This is a genomic window from Phytopseudomonas argentinensis (assembly GCF_900113905.1).
Taxonomy (GTDB): Bacteria; Pseudomonadota; Gammaproteobacteria; order Pseudomonadales; family Pseudomonadaceae; genus Aquipseudomonas; species Aquipseudomonas argentinensis.
On record NZ_FORC01000001.1, the window covers coordinates 1,030,890 to 1,048,926 of the forward strand.

The 18,037-nt window shown below is 64.4% G+C and carries 16 protein-coding genes; 15 read left to right on the top strand and 1 reads right to left on the bottom strand.

Translation table 11 applies throughout. The features are described 5' to 3' along the window. The first annotated feature begins 162 nt into the window (after positions 1–162). Both BM154_RS04705 and BM154_RS04710 read left to right on the top strand, forming a co-directional pair. On the top strand, positions 163–1,368 hold the full coding sequence (locus BM154_RS04705) for an aminotransferase class V-fold PLP-dependent enzyme (protein ID WP_074881206.1): 1,206 nt from the start codon (positions 163–165) through the stop codon (positions 1,366–1,368). Further along, a complete protein-coding gene (locus BM154_RS04710) occupies positions 1,365–1,769 on the top strand; it encodes a SufE family protein (protein WP_074881207.1) in 405 nt (134 codons plus the stop codon). Before BM154_RS04705 ends, BM154_RS04710 begins: the two co-directional genes overlap by 4 nt. Here BM154_RS04710 and tcdA read toward each other — a convergent pair. Further along, positions 1,766–2,578, bottom strand: coding sequence for a tRNA cyclic N6-threonylcarbamoyladenosine(37) synthase TcdA (gene tcdA / locus BM154_RS04715; RefSeq protein WP_074881208.1), 813 nt, complete (start codon positions 2,576–2,578; stop codon positions 1,766–1,768). The two genes, BM154_RS04710 and tcdA, sit on opposite strands and share 4 nt — an antisense overlap. A gap of 218 nt (positions 2,579–2,796) precedes the next feature. Here tcdA and BM154_RS04720 point away from each other — a divergent pair, with 218 nt between their 5' ends. From BM154_RS04720 to BM154_RS04780, 13 genes are all read left to right on the top strand, one after another. Beyond that, positions 2,797–5,406, top strand: a complete 2,610-nt coding sequence (locus BM154_RS04720) for a glycosyltransferase (RefSeq protein ID WP_074881209.1) — start codon at positions 2,797–2,799, stop codon at positions 5,404–5,406. Between the two features lie 205 nt (positions 5,407–5,611). Next, positions 5,612–6,754, top strand: a complete 1,143-nt coding sequence (gene dapE, locus BM154_RS04725) for a succinyl-diaminopimelate desuccinylase (protein ID WP_074881210.1) — start codon at positions 5,612–5,614, stop codon at positions 6,752–6,754. Next, the gene (locus BM154_RS04730) at positions 6,754–7,563 is read left to right on the top strand and encodes a putative RNA methyltransferase (protein ID WP_074881211.1); all 810 of its coding nucleotides are present in this window, start codon (positions 6,754–6,756) and stop codon (positions 7,561–7,563) included. The genes dapE and BM154_RS04730 overlap by 1 nt, the downstream gene beginning before the upstream one ends. 26 nt (positions 7,564–7,589) lie before the next feature. After that, positions 7,590–7,961: a hypothetical protein gene (locus BM154_RS04735; RefSeq protein WP_074881212.1), complete on the top strand. Its 372-nt coding sequence runs from the start codon at positions 7,590–7,592 to the stop codon at positions 7,959–7,961. A 728-nt stretch (positions 7,962–8,689) separates the two neighbouring features. After that, the gene (locus tag BM154_RS04740; RefSeq protein WP_074881213.1) at positions 8,690–9,808 is read left to right on the top strand and encodes a Re/Si-specific NAD(P)(+) transhydrogenase subunit alpha; all 1,119 of its coding nucleotides are present in this window, start codon (positions 8,690–8,692) and stop codon (positions 9,806–9,808) included. Positions 9,809–9,862: 54 nt separating this feature from the next. Continuing rightward, complete coding sequence (locus tag BM154_RS04745) at positions 9,863–10,174, top strand: NAD(P) transhydrogenase subunit alpha part 2 (RefSeq protein WP_074881214.1); 312 nt, start codon at positions 9,863–9,865, stop codon at positions 10,172–10,174. Positions 10,175–10,177: 3 nt separating this feature from the next. Continuing rightward, positions 10,178–11,614 carry an NAD(P)(+) transhydrogenase (Re/Si-specific) subunit beta gene (locus BM154_RS04750; RefSeq protein ID WP_074881215.1) on the top strand — a complete coding sequence of 479 codons (1,437 nt, stop codon included), beginning with the start codon at positions 10,178–10,180 and terminating at the stop codon, positions 11,612–11,614. 388 nt (positions 11,615–12,002) lie between these two features. Continuing rightward, positions 12,003–12,215, top strand: coding sequence for a DUF1127 domain-containing protein (locus BM154_RS04755; protein WP_074881216.1), 213 nt, complete (start codon positions 12,003–12,005; stop codon positions 12,213–12,215). A 335-nt stretch (positions 12,216–12,550) separates the two neighbouring features. Beyond that, positions 12,551–12,868 (top strand): DUF2388 domain-containing protein, encoded by a 318-nt coding sequence (locus BM154_RS04760; RefSeq protein WP_074881217.1) that lies wholly within the window; start codon positions 12,551–12,553, stop codon positions 12,866–12,868. Positions 12,869–12,943: 75 nt separating this feature from the next. Continuing rightward, the gene (locus BM154_RS04765) at positions 12,944–13,264 is read left to right on the top strand and encodes a DUF2388 domain-containing protein (protein ID WP_074881218.1); all 321 of its coding nucleotides are present in this window, start codon (positions 12,944–12,946) and stop codon (positions 13,262–13,264) included. Continuing rightward, the gene (locus BM154_RS04770) at positions 13,261–15,210 is read left to right on the top strand and encodes an Lnb N-terminal periplasmic domain-containing protein (RefSeq protein ID WP_074881219.1); all 1,950 of its coding nucleotides are present in this window, start codon (positions 13,261–13,263) and stop codon (positions 15,208–15,210) included. The genes BM154_RS04765 and BM154_RS04770 overlap by 4 nt, the downstream gene beginning before the upstream one ends. 115 nt (positions 15,211–15,325) lie before the next feature. Next, complete coding sequence (locus BM154_RS04775) at positions 15,326–16,702, top strand: TackOD1 domain-containing metal-binding protein (protein WP_074881220.1); 1,377 nt, start codon at positions 15,326–15,328, stop codon at positions 16,700–16,702. Beyond that, the gene (locus BM154_RS04780) at positions 16,702–18,030 is read left to right on the top strand and encodes a glycosyltransferase family 2 protein (RefSeq protein WP_074881221.1); all 1,329 of its coding nucleotides are present in this window, start codon (positions 16,702–16,704) and stop codon (positions 18,028–18,030) included. Before BM154_RS04775 ends, BM154_RS04780 begins: the two co-directional genes overlap by 1 nt. Positions 18,031–18,037 lie beyond the last annotated feature (7 nt).

The window sequence follows — 18,037 nt, forward strand, 5'->3', positions numbered from 1 at the left end:
GGTTTAACGCGGCTGCGCTCGCCCATGCTGCGTTGCCCCAAGGCTCGAACGCTCATTTACACCAGTAAACTCCGCGTCCTCGTCTTGGGGCGCCTTGCCTGAGCTTCGCTCGCAACGCGTTAAACCCAACTTTTTAGCCACCAGATTCTTTCTGGATAAGCCATGCCCCTGATTTCCCCCTGGCGCGCCGACTTCCCGGGCCTGCGGGCCCTCGATGCCGACGGCCAGACCTACCTCGACAGCGCCGCCACGGCGCAGAAACCGCAGGCGGTACTCGATGCCCTGCTGGCCTACTACGCTGGCGGCGCCGCCAATGTGCACCGGGCCCAGCACCTGCCGGGCGAGCGTGCCACCCGCGCCTTCGAGGCGACTCGCGACCAGGCCGCCCGTTGGCTGAACGCGACCAGCCGTGACGAGATCGTTTTCACCCGCGGCGCCACCGAGTCCCTCAACCTGCTCGCCTATGGTTTGGAACACCTGTTCGAAGCCGGCGATGAAATCCTCATCAGCGCTGCCGAACACCACGCCAACATGCTGCCCTGGCAACAACTCGCTGCGCGCAAATCCCTGAAACTGGTGATCCTGCCGCTCACGCCGGCCGGCGATATCGACCCGCAAGCGGCCGCCACGCTGATCGGCCCACGCACTCGCCTGCTCGCCCTTAGCCAGCTGTCCAACGTACTGGGGCGCTGGCAGGACGTGCAGCCGCTGATTCGCCAGGCGCAACAGCATGGTGCCCTGACCCTGATGGACGGCGCCCAGGCCGTGGTGCATGGCCGCCAGGATATGCAGGCGCTGGGCTGCGACTTTTACGTCTGCTCCAGTCACAAGCTCTATGGCCCGGATGGCGTCGGCCTGCTCTACGGCCGCCGCGACGCCCTGCAGCGCCTGCGTCACTGGCAGTTCGGCGGGGAAATGGTCCAGCAGGCCGACTACCACACCTCGACCTTCCGCCCGGCCCCGCTTGGCCTGGAGGCCGGTACGCCGACGGTCTCGGGGGTAATCTCCCTGGGCGCGACCCTGGACTACCTCGAGCGTCTCGACGGCGACGCGGTCGCTCGCCATGAGGCCACGCTGCACCGCATGCTGCTGGCAGGGCTGGGCAACTTCCCGGGATTGCGCCTGCTTGGCGAGCCGCAAGCGGCCCTGGCCTGCTTTACCGTAGAAGGCGTGCACAGCGGCGACCTCGCCCACCTGCTTACCGAGCAGGGCATCGCCGTGCGCAGCGGCCACCACTGCGCCATGCCGTTGCTGCAGCGCCTGGGCGTGGCAGGCGCGATCCGCGTGTCCCTCGGTCTGTACAACGACGAAGCCGACCTGCAGCGCCTCTTCGCCGCCCTGGACAAAGCCCTGGAGCTGCTGCGATGAGCCTGCCGAGCGCCGCCCAACAAGCCCTCGACGCCTTTGCGGCCTGCCCCGGCTGGGAGCAGCGCGCGCGCCTGCTGATGCACTGGGGCGAACGCCTGGAGCTGCTCGCCGAGCGACGTGAAGCGGACCGCGTGCACGGCTGTGAAAGCCAGGTGTGGTTGAGCGGGGAGCGACAGGACGACCGCTGGCACTTTCGCGCCAGCAGCGATGCGCGCCTGATACGCGGTCTGCTGGCCGTGCTGCTGGCCCGGGTCAACGGCCTGCACGCGAGCGAGCTGGCCGCACTGGATATCGCCGACTGGTTCGCCCAGCTGGGCCTGTCCCGCCAGCTGTCGCCTTCACGCGCCAGTGGCATGAACGCCGTGGTGCAGCAGATGCGCCGCTTGAGCGAAGCGGCTTAGGCCGACGGCGCCATCCGCTCGCTTGGCCGCCGTGCACCGGCCACCAGCTTGTCGACGATACGCGCGGCGGCGACCATGCCGAAGGTGGCAGTGACCATCATCACCGCGCCGAAGCCGCCGGCACAGTCGAGCTTCACGCCCTCGCCGACGAATGCCTTGCTCTGGCATACGCCGCCGTCCGCGCCCGGGTAGCGCAACTGCTCGGTGGAGAACACGCAGGGTACGCTGTAGGTACGCCCCGGCGTGCGCGAGAAGCCGTAGTCGCGGCGCAAGGTGGAGCGCACCTTGGCGGCCAGAGGGTCGTTGAAGGTCTTGTTGAGGTCGGCGACTTGCACCTGCGCCGGGTCGATCTGCCCGCCGGCGCCGCCAGTGGTTATAAGGGCGATCTTGCGGCGCTTGCACCAGGCGATCAACGCCGCCTTGGCCGCCACGCTGTCGATGCAGTCGACCACCCCATCGAGCTCGACGGTGATGTACTCGGCCATGGTTTCGCGGGTCACGAAATCCGCGACCTCATGCACCACGCAGGCCGGATTGATGGCCCGCAGGCGCTCGCCCATCACCTCGACCTTGGCGCGCCCGACCTGGCCCTGCAGGGCGTGGGCCTGGCGATTGGTGTTGCTGACGCAGACGTCGTCCAGGTCGAACAGGGAAATCTCACCGACCCCGGAGCGCACCAGCGCCTCGGCCGCCCAGGAGCCGACGCCGCCGATACCGACCACGGCCACGTGGGCGGCAGCCAGCCGCTCTGCGCCTGCACGGCCATATAACCGGGCAATACCGGCAAAACGCTGTTCATCGAACGACATGGGGGCTCCTCTTTCCGGGCGCGCATTATAAGAAGGCGAGCAGCGCTTCCCAAGCACCATCGGGCCGGCACTTGTAGCGAGGCGATGCACAGCGGGCAAACATCGCCGGGCAGCTCCCCGGAGCTGTGCTATACAGTCATTCATCGACGGAGTAGCATGCGCGCCAGCCGGCGCTCGCCGGTCTTCTCCCCGTTCCACCCTTCGGAACCCTACACAGCATGCTTTCGCGCAAGTTCGGCCTCAATCTGATTGTTTTCCTGGCTATTGCCGCTCTGTTCACCGGAATCTGGGCGCTCTACAACCGTCCGATCACGGCCCCGGCCTGGCCGGAACAGATCTCCGGCTATTCGTTCTCGCCCTTCCGCCAGGGCGAAAGCCCGCAGACCGGCGTATATCCCAGCGATGAGGAGATGCGCGAGGATCTCGAGTTGCTGTCCCAGCAGACCGACAGCATCCGCACCTATTCGGTGGACGGTGCGTTGGATCGCATCCCCCTGCTAGCCGAGGAGTTCGGCCTGCGCGTGACCCTGGGTGTGTGGATCAGCCCCGACGAGGAACGCAACGAGCGCGAGATCACCAAGGCCATCGAGATCGCCAACAACTCGCGCAGCGTGGTGCGTGTGGTGGTGGGCAACGAGGCGCTGTTCCGCCGCGAAGTCACCGTCAAGCAGCTGACCGCCTACATGGACCGGGTGCGTTCGGCGGTCAAGGTGCCGGTCACCACGTCGGAGCAATGGCACATCTGGGAGGAGTACCCGGAGCTGGCCGACCACGCCGACCTGATCGCCGCCCACGTGCTGCCCTACTGGGAATTCATTCCCATGAAGGACTCCACCCAGTTCACCCTGGATCGCGCCCGCGACCTGAAAAAACTGTTCCCGAAAAAGCCCCTGCTGCTTTCCGAGGTCGGCTGGCCGAGCAACGGCCGGGTACGCGGCGGCGCCGAGGCCTCCCAGGCCGACCAGGCCATCTACCTGCGCACCCTGGTAACCACGCTCAACGCCCAGGGCTACAACTACTTCGTCATCGAAGCCTTCGACCAGCCCTGGAAGGCCGGCGACGAAGGCTCGGTGGGCGCCTACTGGGGCGTGTACAATCTCGACCGCCAGCCGAAATTCAACTTCGAAGGCCCGGTGGTGGCGATTCCGAAATGGCGCATGCTGGCGGTCGCCTCGGTGGTCATGGCGCTGCTGTCGCTGGCCCTGATGCTGATCGATGGCAGTGCCCTGCGTCAGCGTGGCCGCACCTTCCTGACCTTCGTGGCGTTCGCCGGCGGCTCGGCTCTGGTGTGGATCGGCTACGACTACAGCCAGCAGTACAGCACCTGGTTCAGCACCCTGGTCGGCGTGCTGCTCGGCGTCGGTGCCATCGGCGTGTTCATCGTGCTGCTCACCGAGGCCCACGAGCTGGCCGAGACGGTGTGGACGCAGCGGCGCCGGCCCTTCACCCCGGTGGTCGGCGACAGCCATTACCGGCCCAAGGTGTCGATTCACGTGCCGTGCTACAACGAGCCGCCGGAGATGGTCAAACAGACCCTCGACGCCCTGGCCAACCTCGACTATCCGGACTTCGAAGTCCTGATCATCGACAACAACACCAAGGACCCGGCAGTGTGGGAGCCGGTGCGCGACTACTGCGCGGAGCTCGGCCCGCGCTTCCGCTTCTTCCACGTCGCGCCGCTGCACGGCTTCAAGGGTGGCGCGCTGAACTACATCCTGCCGCATACCGCGCCGGACGCCGAAGTGGTGGCGGTGATCGACTCCGATTACTGCGTCGACCGCAACTGGCTCAAGCACATGGTGCCGCACTTCGCCGACCCGGCGATTGCCGTGGTGCAGTCACCGCAGGACTATCGCGATGGCGAGGAAAGCACCTTCAAGAAGCTCTGCTACGCCGAGTACAAGGGCTTCTTCCATATCGGCATGGTGACCCGCAACGACCGCAACGCGATCATCCAGCATGGCACCATGACCATGATCCGCCGTACCGTGATGGACGAACTGAAGTGGGCCGACTGGACCATTTGCGAGGATGCCGAGCTGGGTCTGCGCGTGTTCGAGAAAGGCTATTCGGCCGCCTACGCCCACGACAGCTTCGGCAAGGGGCTGATGCCGGACACCTTCATCGACTACAAGAAGCAGCGCTTCCGCTGGGCCTATGGCGCCATCCAGATCATGAAGGGCCACGCCCGCCAGCTGCTGGCCGGCAAGGACAGCGAGCTCAAGCGTGGTCAGCGTTACCACTTCATCGCCGGCTGGCTGCCGTGGGTCGCCGATGGCCTGAACATCTTCTTTACCATTGGCGCCCTGCTGTGGTCGGCGGCGATGATCATCGTGCCGCAACGGGTCGACCCGCCGCTGCTGATCTTCGCGATTCCGCCCCTGGCGCTGTTCCTGTTCAAGGTCGGCAAGATCATCTTCCTCTACCAGCGAGCGGTGGGCGTCAACCTCAAGGACGCCTTCTGCGCGGCGGTGGCCGGGCTGGCGCTGTCGCACACCATCGCCAAGGCAGTGCTGTACGGCATGTTCACCAAGACCATTCCGTTCTTCCGCACCCCGAAGATGCGCTCCAGCCACGGCCTGATGGTGGCCCTGGCCGAGGCCCGCGAAGAAGTGTTCATCATGCTGCTGCTGTGGGGCGCGGCCCTGGGCATCGCCATCGTGCAGGGTCTGCCCAGCTACGATGTGAAGTTCTGGGTGATCATGCTGCTGGTGCAGTCGCTGCCCTACCTCGCCGCGCTGATCATGGCGCTACTCTCCTCGCAGCCCAAGCCGCTGGAAATTCCGGTGGTGCAGAGCGATGCGCCGGACGAGGTGCAGAAGGCCTGAATCACCGGTAGCGCAGCACGACGACGGCGGCCAATTGGCCGCCGTTTTGTTTGCGGCCAGGCGAGCGCTGCCGGGTGCCTTCGCGTGCATGGCCCGGGTTAAGGGGGCCAGCGACCCAGGCAGGGCACCGAACGCCTACGAGAGCCAGGCGTTTTGCTTTAAGCTATGCGCCCTTCTCGCCCTGCACTGTTTTACCGGAGTTCCCATGACGGCCCTGTCCCCCACCCTCGAACTCGCCTGCGACCTGATCCGCCGGCCCTCGGTCACCCCGCTGGACGAGGGCTGCCAGGAGCTGATGATGCGCCGCCTGGCCGCACTGGGCTTCGCCGTCGAGCCGATGCGTATCGAGGATGTGGACAACTTCTGGGCCAGCCATGGCCGCGACGAAGGCCCAGTGCTGTGCTTCGCCGGCCACACCGACGTGGTGCCGACCGGCCCGCTGCAGGCCTGGCAGCATGGTCCGTTCGAGGCATTGATCGACGAGCAGGGCATGCTCTGCGGCCGCGGTGCGGCGGACATGAAGGGCAGCCTGGCGTCGATGATCATCGCCGTCGAGCGCTTCGTCGCCGAGTACCCGAACCACAAGGGGCGCATCACCTTCCTGATCACCAGTGACGAGGAAGGCCCGGCCCACCATGGCACCAAGGCCGTGGTCGAACGCCTGGCCGCGCGCAACGAGCGCCTGGACTGGTGCATCGTCGGCGAACCGTCGAGCACCACCCTGATCGGCGACGTGGTGAAGAACGGGCGCCGTGGTTCGCTGGGCGCGACCCTGACCGTGCGGGGCATCCAGGGCCACGTGGCCTACCCGCACCTGGCCAGGAACCCGATTCACCTGGCTGCGCCGGCGCTGGCCGAACTGGCCGCCGAGCACTGGGACGACGGCAACGCCTTCTTCCCGCCGACCAGCTTCCAGGTGTCCAACCTCAACTCGGGCACCGGCGCGACCAACGTGATTCCCGGCGAGCTGACGGCGGTGTTCAACTTCCGCTTCTCCACCGAATCGACGGTCGAAGACCTGCAGCAGCGGGTCAATGCGATCCTCGACAAGCACGGCCTGGATTATCAAATCGACTGGGCGCTGTCGGGCCTGCCGTTTCTCACCGAGCCGGGCGCGCTGCTCGATGCGGTCAGCGCCAGCATCCGTACGGTGACCGGCCGCGAAACCACGCCGAGCACCAGCGGCGGCACCTCGGACGGGCGCTTTATCGCCACCCTCGGTACCCAGGTGGTCGAGCTCGGCCCGGTCAACGCGACCATCCACCAGGTCAATGAACGGGTCCTGGCCAGCGACCTCGAGATACTCACCGAGATCTACTACCAGACCCTGGTCAAGCTGCTCGCCTGATGCTCGCCTGCCCGATCTGCCAGGCGCCGCTGGCCGCCGTCGACAATGGCGTGGCCTGCCCCGCCAACCACCGTTTCGACCGCGCGCGCCAGGGCTACCTGAACCTGTTGCCGGTACAGCACAAGAACAGCCGCGACCCCGGCGACAACGCCGCCATGGTGGAAGCCCGCCGACGCTTTCTTGATGGCGGCCATTACGCCCCGCTGGCCGCCCGACTGGCGCAGCTGGCCGCGGGCTATGCACCACAGCGTTGGCTGGATATCGGCTGTGGCGAGGGTTACTACACCGCCCAGATCGCCGATGCTCTGCCGGAGGCCGAAGGCTACGCGCTGGATATTTCCCGCGAAGCGGTCAAGCGCGCCTGCAAGCGCGCCCCGCAGTTGAACTGGTTGATCGCCAGCATGGCCCGGGTGCCCTTGGCAGATGCCAGCTGCGGGTTGCTGGCCAGCGTGTTCAGCCCGCTCGACTGGCAGGAAGCCAAGCGCCTGCTCGCGCCCGGCGGCGGCCTGCTGCGCATGGGCCCGACCCGTGAGCACCTGATGGAGCTTCGCCAGAAACTGTACGACGAAGTGCGCGACTACGACGATCAGAAACACCTCGAACTGATCCCGCCGGGCATGCACCTGGCGCACAGTGAAACCCTGAGCTTCCGGCTGCTGCTAGACACACCGCAAGCCCGTGCCGACCTACTGGCGATGACGCCCCACGGCTGGCGCGCCAGTGCCGAACGCCGCGCCGCCGTCATTGCCGAAAGCTTCGAAGTCACCGTCGCTATCCGCTACGATTGGATCGAGCGAGACGCGCATTGAGCGCCCCGAACGAATTGAGGATCCAAATGCGCCAACCGGATATCGAGATATACCTGAAGGATGCCGATCACCAGGCCATTGCCGCCTGGCTGACCCAGGCCCTTGGCCCTTGCTCCGACTGGCAGCAGAAAGGCCAGACCTTCCAGTGCCGCGCCGGCGACGTGCCGGTGACCTGGCTGCCCAAAGCCGTAGGCAAATGGCACAGCCTGTACCTGGCAAGCGACGCCACCCCGTGGGACGACGACCTGGCCTGCGCCAAGGCTGCCTATGCGGCACTGAACGTGGAAATTCGCTGCGCCCCGGGTAGCTGGGAAGAGGAAGAAAGCGACGAGCAGGCTGATCAATGGCTACGCATCAGCGCCGATGGCGTGCAGGAAATTACCTGGCGTACGGGCTGACAGCCCTCCCCTCAGCCTACCCCCCTCATCCCGCCCAAAGTCGACCACTCGGCTTTGGGCGCTTTGGCACCGCTCCCTCACACGCTGCCTTGCTCCGTCTCTGAACCCCTCCCCGCTTGCCGCCTCGCTGTATGAACCTGGTCGATCGTTCACCGCGGCCGGTCGCGTAACTCTTAGGAGGGGCTTTAGCCAAGCTCTTCGCACCCTAATAAAAGCTCAGGGCTAAAGCGGATCGCCACCCGGCCCATCCTATAAAAAGCGGCAGCGCCCGATGTCTGCTTCACTCTTATGTCGCCCAGAAAATCGTAAACAGGTTCTAAGCCCAACTTATCGCGGAATGGATCGGGCCTACCTCGAGGAACCAGTAGCGACCAGTAAAAACGACTACAAAAATCTCAAAAACGCCATTTTTCACACCTGTAAATGATTTTGAACGGCGCGACATCGCGCCGCACCTATAAAGATTTTATAACGCACTCTTCCTACACATTTATTCATTATAGACGCATGAAGACCTCTTTTACCTGCAAGAAGCCAATATCTTATCGGGATAATTCAGCATGAAAAATAACAATATCTCCGATAACTTGTAGTCATGAAAAATAATTACTCCATGAATATTGCTTACCGACCTGCTCTGTTTGCAGAATGCCGCGGTACGACTTTAGTCGACACCGTCCCTCTGCCGCCCTCTGGGTGAATCTGCAACGATCGCAGGAGATGCAAGCGTGCATATTGGTGTTCCTCTCGAAACCCAGGCAGGCGAAACGCGGGTAGCCGCGACGCCGGAAACCATCAAGAAGCTGATCGGCCAGGGCCACCAGGTCACCGTCCAGACTGGCGCTGGCGTGGCAGCCAGCATTACCGACACGGCCTATGTAGCTGTCGGCGCCAGCATCGGCGATGCCGCGGCGGCGTTCGGTGCCGAGCTGATCCTCAAGGTGGTCGCCCCCAGCGACACCGAGCTAGCGCTGATGAACAGCGGCGCCGTGCTGGTCGGCATGCTCAACCCGTTCAGCAATGAAACCATCGCGCGCTTGAACGCAGCCGGCGTCACCGCCTTCGCTCTGGAAGCGGCGCCGCGTACCTCACGCGCCCAGAGCCTGGACGTGCTCAGTTCCCAGGCCAATATCGCCGGCTACAAGGCGGTGATGCTGGCGGCCAATCACTACCCGCGCTTCATGCCCATGCTGATGACCGCCGCCGGCACGGTAAAGGCCGCTCGCGTACTGATCCTCGGCGCTGGCGTCGCCGGCCTGCAGGCCATCGCCACGGCCAAGCGCCTGGGTGCGGTGATCGAGGCCTCCGACGTGCGCCCGGCCGTGAAGGAGCAGATCGAATCCCTCGGTGCCAAGTTCGTCGACGTGCCCTTCGAGACCGACGAGGAGCGCGAATGCGCTGTTGGCGTTGGCGGTTATGCCCGACCGATGCCGGCCTCGTGGATGGAGCGCCAGGCCAATGCTGTACACGAACGCGCCAAGCAGGCCGATATCGTCATTGCCACCGCTCTGATTCCGGGTCGCAAGGCGCCAACGCTGCTGCATGAAGCTACCGTCGCCGAGATGAAGCCGGGCTCCGTGGTCATCGACCTGGCCGCCATCCAGGGCGGCAACTGCCCGCTGACCGAACTGGACAAGGTAGTGGTCAAGCACGGCGTGACCCTGGTCGGCCACGGCAATCTGCCGGCGCTGGTGGCCGCCGATGCCTCGGCCTTGTACGCGCGCAACCTGCTCGATTTTCTAAAGCTGGTGATCAAGGACGGCGCCTTCCACCTCGACCTGGAAGACGACATCGTCGCCGCCTGCCTGATGTGCAAAGGCGGCGAGATCGTGCGCATCAATAAATGATGGCCGCCCTCTCCTTATAGAGAGGGCCACTCACTACAAAAAAGGATCACTGCGATGGATCTGATTTCCGACGGCATCTACAACCTGATCATCTTCGTGCTGGCCATCTACGTCGGCTACCACGTGGTCTGGAACGTTACCCCAGCCCTGCACACGCCGCTGATGGCGGTGACCAACGCGATTTCCGCCATCGTCATCGTCGGCGCCATGCTCGCTGCCGCCCTGACCGTCACCCCGCTGGGCAAGACCATGGGCACCCTGGCCGTGGCCCTGGCGGCGGTCAACGTGTTCGGCGGCTTTCTGGTCACCCGGCGCATGCTGGAAATGTTCAAGAAGAAGGCCGCCAAGGCGGCGGTGGAGAAGTAAGCGATGAGCATGAACCTGATCACCCTTCTCTATCTGGTCGCCTCGGTCTGCTTTATCCAGGCCCTGAAAGGCTTGTCGCACCCGACCACTTCACGGCGCGGTAACGCCTTCGGCATGATTGGCATGACCATCGCCGTACTCACCACCCTTGGCCTGATCCATAAACTGGGCAGCGAGCTGGCGTTACAAGGCATCGGTTATGTGATCGTCGGCCTGCTGGTCGGCGGCACGGCCGGCTCGATCATGGCCAAGCGCGTGGAAATGACCAAGATGCCGGAACTGGTCGCCTTCATGCACAGCATGATCGGCCTGGCCGCGGTGTTCATCGCCGTCGCCGCGGTGGTCGAACCGCAATCGCTGGGTATCGTCGCCAGCATCGCGGACCCGATTCCTGCCGGAAACCGCCTGGAGCTGTTCCTGGGCGCGGCCATCGGCGCCATCACCTTCTCGGGCTCGGTGATCGCCTTTGGCAAACTGTCCGGCAAGTACAAGTTCCGGCTATTCCAGGGCGCGCCGGTACAGTTTGCCGGCCAGCACCTGATCAACCTGCTGATTGGCCTGGCCATCGCCGGCCTGGGCCTGTACTTCACCTTTACCGGCAACCTCACCGCCTTCGCCCTTCTGGTGGCCCTGGCCTTCGTGATCGGCGTGCTGATCATCATCCCCATTGGCGGCGCGGACATGCCGGTGGTGGTATCGATGCTCAACAGCTACTCGGGCTGGGCCGCCGCCGGTATCGGCTTCTCGCTGAACAACTCGATGCTGATCATCGCCGGCAGCCTGGTTGGCTCGAGCGGTGCGATCCTCTCCTACATCATGTGTAAGGCGATGAACCGCTCGTTCTTCAACGTCATCCTCGGCGGCTTTGGCGGTGCGACGGATGCCGGCCCGGCCGCCGGCAGCGGCGAGCAGCGCCCGGTGAAATCCGGCTCCGCCGACGACGCCGCCTTCCTGCTCGGCAACGCCGACAGCGTGATCATCGTGCCCGGCTACGGCCTGGCGGTGGCCCGCGCCCAGCACGCCCTGAAGGAACTCACCGAGAAACTGGCGCACAAGGGCGTGACCGTGAAGTACGCGATCCACCCGGTAGCGGGTCGCATGCCCGGCCACATGAACGTGCTGCTGGCCGAAGCGGAAGTACCCTACGATCAGGTGTTCGAGATGGAAGACATCAACGCCGAATTCGGCCAGGCCGACGTGGTGCTGGTGCTCGGCGCCAACGACGTGGTCAACCCGGCGGCGAAAAACGATCCCAAGTCGCCGATTGCCGGCATGCCGATCCTCGAAGCCTTCAAGGCCAAGACCATCATCGTCAACAAACGCTCGATGGCCAGCGGCTATGCGGGCCTGGACAACGAACTGTTCTATCTGGACAAGACTATGATGGTGTTCGGCGACGCCAAAAAGGTGATCGAGGACATGCTCAAGGCCGTCGAATGATCCGCAAAGGGGCGAGCTAGAGCGGACGCGCCCTTTTCAGGTGCAATTGGACGTCAAGAGGAAAAGCACAGCAACGCTGATTGGTAACGAGAATTGGTGCTCAGAGAAATAAATAGCTAAGCAACTATGCCGAACAATCGTAACTGTACCGCAACGAACTCACTGAAATTTTTATTAATTTCAGAGCAAAAAACTGCCAAACACGCCAAGTCACGGCAAATTCACAAACACCTGTACAGTTACAAACTAAATCTGCGAAACAGTTACAAAGCAACCTATCTAGTACCCAGCTAATTTACTGCAGCTGTGGCTACTGCAAACCCCGCGCGAGGTCGAAAATAGGCTCCAGAACTTAACCAGTCCCGCCAAAAGCGGAAGGATGCACACCATGGAACGTACCCTCAGTTCCGATCTGCTTGTCGACAACTCGTCCAAATCTGCCACCAGCCTGCCGCTGAACATTCTCGCTACCCTGCTCCTGTGGCAGCGTCGCATCGTCAGCCGCCGTCAGCTGGCGCGCCTGGATCCTCGCCTGCTGGCCGATGCCGGCATCAGCGAAAGCCAGCGTTACGCCGAACTGAGCAAACCGTTCTGGCGTTGATCGCGACACCTGAGCTTCTCCCGCAAAACCCCGCCGGCATGCAGCGCCAGCGGGGTTTTGTCGTTTCAGGAAGCGCATTAACAGGCCGTTGAAACAAGTAGGCAAGACAGCCAAGACAAGGCAAAAACAGCCGAAAAAACGGAATTTACGTGCTGTAAATGAGCTTTTTGAGGCTGTTTTTAACGCAGTATTGTACGCAGTAGTTTTTCAACAGCCTGTTAATCAAACAGTCAACGGACTGCCAACAACACTACACAAACTGTGCAGGTCTTTCTCAACGCAGGCTGTAGAGCGGTTAGAATGCGGCTTTTCCGTGAGCCGCAGAGACCAAGCCCATGCCCATCGTCCGCACCCTCGCCTTCTTCAGCCTGTTCGGCCTTGCCGCCGGTGCCAGCGCCAGTAGTTTCGTGGTCACCACCGACACACTGGTGGACGCCCTCGCCGCCACCATCGATACCACATCCAATGCGACCTCCTCGGTGGTCGACAACAAGGTGGTGCTGGCCGCCAAGGACGATGCCGCCAGCTTCGTCGCCACCGCGGGCGCCGTACGTGGCGCTCATCTGGAAACCGCCCTGCAGCACATCCGCGCGCGCATGCCAGCCGTGCAGGCCGATGACGCGCAACTGGCGCAGGCCATCCTCGCCCATTAACCGTTCGTCATTGCCGGAACTGCGGCAGGCGTTGCCCGTCCAAGCAGCCAATCAAATCCCATTCGGAGACCGTTCATGAAGCGTCCGTTGTTAGCCGCCACCGCCTCGCTGGCCCTGTTCGCCGGTGCCGTTCAGGCCCAGACCCTGGTGGCCACCAGCAACATCATCGTCCGCGCGCTGGATCGCACCATCGACTTCACCTCGGACACCACCACCTCGATCCGCGACATGAAAGTGGTGATCGAAGCCCGTGACGATGCCGCCAGCTTCGTTGCCAGCCAGGGCGATATCCGCGGCGCCCAGCTGGAGGCCGCCTTTGGCGCGCTGCGCAGCCAGGTTCCCGAGGCCCGGAACGCCTCCGATCAGGCACTCGCAGAAGCCATTCTCGCGCTGTGATAAGCGCCCGTGGCTGGCTTCTGCTGCTGACCTTGCTGGTCAGCACGGCCGGCCATGCCCAGCTGCAATTTTCCCTCGACGGCTCCGGGCTCACGCCCGACCAACGCCACGCCAGCCAGACCCTACTCGACGAAGCCCAGGTTGCCCTGCCGCCGCGCCTGCGCGAAGCGGTGGATCGCGATGTCGTGGTGCGCTGGGTCGATTTGCCAGAGGACATTTATGGCCGAGCCGGGCGCCTCAGTGGCGTCGAGCTCAACACCAAGCTGCTGCCCAGCCTTACCGATGGCAGCGCCGCGAACATACCGAACGGTCGCCCCCACGGCACCGTGCGCCAGGAATTGCTGGCCACCGTCCTGCATGAAGTGACCCACCTCTATGATCGCGGTGCCTATTGGAGCGCCGAACAACGCACCCTGCTGCGTCGCTGCCAACGGCACAATGCCGACCTGGGCCCGGTCGGCCTGCGTGCCGAGTGCCGCGGCCAGACCGCGCGCCGCTTCACCCTAAGCGACGAGCCGCGTCTGCTCGACCTGGCCGGCTGGCCCCAGCGCGTCGGCAAACGCGGTGAGCGCGACACGCAAAACGGCCAGGTCGCCCGCAGCCCGGACAGCTACGAGCTGAGCAACCCGCGCGAATTCGTCGCAGTGAACATGGAGTACTTTCTCCTCGATCCCGAATACGCCTGCCGCCGCCCCTCCCTGGCGCGGTTTTTCAGCGCGCATTTCGGCTGGTCGCCGGCCAACCAGGCCCCCTGCGGCAGCAGCTACGCCTACCTGAACGCCGGGCGCGATTTCGACAAGCAGGCGCTGGCCAACCTCGACCCCGAGCGCGTCTACGAAGTGGATTACCTGCTCGCCGAGGCCAACCAGAATATGGCCAGCCGCTGGGGCCACAGCATGCTGCGCCTGGTCATCTGCGCGCCGGGTCGCCCCCGAGGGCCGGCCTGCCGGCTGGATCTGGATCAGCACCTGGTGCTGTCCTACCGAGCCTTCGTCAACGACGTGCAGCTGTCGAGCTGGGACGGCCTGACCGGTGCCTACCCGTCGCGGCTGTTCGTGCTGCCCCTGGCCCAGGTGATCGAGGAGTACACCAAGGTCGAGCTGCGCAGCCTGGCCTCGGTGCCCCTGAAGCTGTCGCGCGAGCGTCTGGAGCAACTGGTCGCCCGCGCCGTCGAGCAGCACTGGAGCTATGACGGCGACTACTTCTTCATTTCCAACAACTGCGCGGTGGAAACCCTCAAGCTGCTGCGCAGCGGCACCGACCACCCGCGCCTGCAGAACCTCGACAGCATCACCCCCATCGGCCTGCTGCAAGTGCTGGAAAACCGTGACCTGGCCGATGGCAGCGTGCTGGATGATTCCCGCGAGGCGCTGCGCCTGGGTTACCGCTTCGACTCGTTCCGCGACCGCTACCAGGCCATGTTCAAGGTGCTGCAGCAGCGCCTGCCGATCGGCCAGCAGCGCGTCGAGGACTGGCTCGAACAACCGTCCGAACAGCGTCGCCAATGGTTCGAGCAGGCCGACCTGCGCGCCAGTGCCGCCATGCTGCTGCTCGAACAGGCGGCCATGCGCCGCCAGCTGCTGCTCTCCCAGGACGAGCTCAAACAGCGCTACCTTACTGGCCGTGCCGCCAAGGACCCGAGCCTCAACAAAGCCGGTGATGCGCTGGAGCAGATCCTCGCCAACACCGGTTTCCTGAGCCGCCCGGCCGAGCTGCTCGAAGGCGGCTACGGCTTGCCGCAGCACGAGGAATGGCAACGCCTGGAAAGCGAAACCCGCACCCGCCAGCAACAGCTGAGCCTGCTCAGCGCCGACCTCGATGGCGAAGTGCGCCGCCTGCTCGAACCCCAGCGCCTGGCCGAACTGGAGGCCAACGAGGCCAATCTGAAACTGCTCGGTGAACACCTGCGCAAGTTGCACAAGCAGAGCGGTGGGTTACAACTCTAAGGCGCGATGTACAGCGCTTCACTATCCAGCTGGCAATCCTGTACAGCGGATTTTTTATGTAGAACTTTTCAAAGTCGCGTCCAGTCGGACTTTCGCCCCCTGACTGGAAGAGCCGATGCCCGAACTTACCCTGCGCATCGCTGAAGTAGCCACAGGCCACGACGCGCGGTTTCCTGCCGCCAGTCGTTTCAGCGAACTCACCTCCCTGCTGCAGCAACCGGCCTTCGATGTCGTTGTGCTGAGCGCCACCGAAGCCGAAAACCTGGCGCTGCTGCAGGCCCTGCGGCGCCAGCCGGCCTATCGCCTGAGCCTGATCTATTGCGCCAGCCAGACGCCGCTGGCCATGGCCCTGGGCGACGGCCCGGCGCCCACCCAGCCGGACAGGCTGCAGCAGGCCTGGCAGCAATGGCGCGAGCGCCTCGCCCTGTTCAACAACGGCCGTGCCCCCGAGGGCCTGGAAGCGCAGCTGCTCGCCTACCTGTGGCTGCGTGCGCCTGGCACCCTCAAGGCGGTACGCGCGCCCTCGTCGGCCAGGCACTACGTCTACCCGCTGGTCGAAGCGCTGGGCGATGATCAGGTCAACGGCCTGGCGCTGGTACAGAACCTGGCCCAGCGCAACCTGCTCGACAGCACCGCACTGGTGGACCGCATTCGCCTGTGCCGCAGCTGCGGCAGCGGGCACCTGAACTACGTCGACGTGTGCGTGGAGTGCAACTCCCTGGACATCGCCCGCCAGCCATCGCTGCACTGCTTCACCTGCGGGCACATCGGCGCGCAGACCGAGTATCTCAAGGACGGCGCTCTGGTCTGCCCCAACTGCCTGACCCGCCTGCGCCATATCGGCACCGACTACGACCGGCCGCTGGAAAACTACAACTGCAACAGCTGCGATGCCTTCTTCGTCGACGCCGACGTGCAGGCGCGCTGCCTGGACTGTGGCGAACAGCACGCTCCGGACGAGCTGCAGGTGCGCGAGATCCGCGACTACCAGCTTTCCGAGGGCGGCCTGCTGACCGCGCGCCAGGGCCTGGAGCGCAACACCGACCACTATTTCAACGGCCTGTCGGTGGTGGGCGTCAACACCTTCAAGACCCTGCTGGACTGGCAGCTGGAACTGATCGAACGGCACAAGGCGCCGACCTTCGCGTTGCTCGGCATGCGCTTTCGCAACCTCGGCCGGGTGCTCGAACGCCTCGGCCCGCAACGCGGCCACGCGCTGCTCGACACGCTGATCGAGCGCATCCAGGTGGCCATCCGCGATACCGACCGCTGCACCCGCGCCAGCGAAGAGCAACTCTGGCTGTTGCTGATGTACACCGACTCGGCCGGCCTGCGCCGGGTCACCGAACGCATCAATGAAATCAGCGAGCTATTCGTTGGCGAGGACCTGCAGGACATCCGCCTGACCACCAGCGGCTGCGTGGCGCCCAGCGGCCTGATCGACAAGGAAGATGCCGAACTGCTGATGGCCCGCCTTGCCGGAGAACTCTGATGAACGCGCTGGTCGAGCACCTGCACGCCTGGCTGGGCGAGGTCTACGGCGCCAATGGCCATTGGCGGCTGTTTCTCATGGTCTTCCCGTACTTCCTGCTGCTGGAGGTGCCGCTCAACCTGATGGTGCTGCTCGGCACCCTGCGCTGGTTCGTGCGCAAGCGCAGCGCGCTGCCGCTGCACAACACCTGGCATCCGCGGGTGTCGTGCATCATCACCTGCTATAGCGAGGGCCGCGATGTCGAGCTGACCCTGCGCAGCCTTGCCGAGCAGACCTACCCTGGGATGATCGAGATCATTCCGATCGTCGATGGTGCGGCCGCGAACCAGGCCACCACCGAGGTGGTGCGGCGCTTCAAGGCCGAGCAGCGCATGCCGCGCAACCGGGTGATCCGCCCCATCGCCAAGTGGCAGCGCGGCGGCCGGGTGTCGTCGCTCAATACCGGCCTGGCGTACAGCACCGGCGAGATTCTCATCAACGTCGATGGCGACACCTCGTTCGACAACGACATGGTGGTGCGCATGGTCAGTCACTTCCGTGACCCCAAGGTACCGGCGGTGGCCGGCAGCCTGCGCGTGCGCAATGCCGGGCAATCCTGGGTGGCGCGTATCCAGGCCCTGGAATACCTGCTGTCGATCCACATGTGCAAGATCGGCCTGGCCGAGTGGAACCTGGTCAATAACGTGTCCGGGGCATTCGGCGCCTTTCGCCGCAGCTTCCTGCAACAGATCGGCGGCTGGGACACCCACACCGCCGAGGATCTGGACCTGACCCTGCGTATCAAGGCGTACTTCCGCCGCTACGGCCTGCGCATTCCGTTCGAGCCCCAGGCCATCGGCCACACCGATGCACCGGCGACCCTGCGCAGCTTTCTCGACCAGCGCCTGCGCTGGGACGGCGACCTGTTCTTCGTCTACGTGCGCAAGCACCGCCATGTGTTCACCCCGCGCCTGCTGGGCTGGCCGAACTTCCTGATGCTGATGGTCAGTGGCCTGTTCTTCCAGCTGGTGCTGCCGTTCATCATCCTCGGCTACAGCCTGGTGGCAGTGATCATCCTGCCGTTCACCGCGCTGCTGTTCTATTCGCTACTGATCTACGCGCTGTACCTGGCGATGAGCACGCTGCTGTACCTGGGCCTGATGCTGATGGTCAGCGAGCGGCCGCGGCAGGACCTGCGGCTGATCTGGGTGCTGCCGTTCTATCCGCTGGCGATGTACGCCCTGCGCTGCTGGAGCGTGGTCGCCATTCTCAATGAAACCCTGCGGCGCGGGCACGAGGAATCGAGCATGGCGCCCTGGTGGGTGCTCAAACGGGCCAATCGATTCTAAGGCGTTA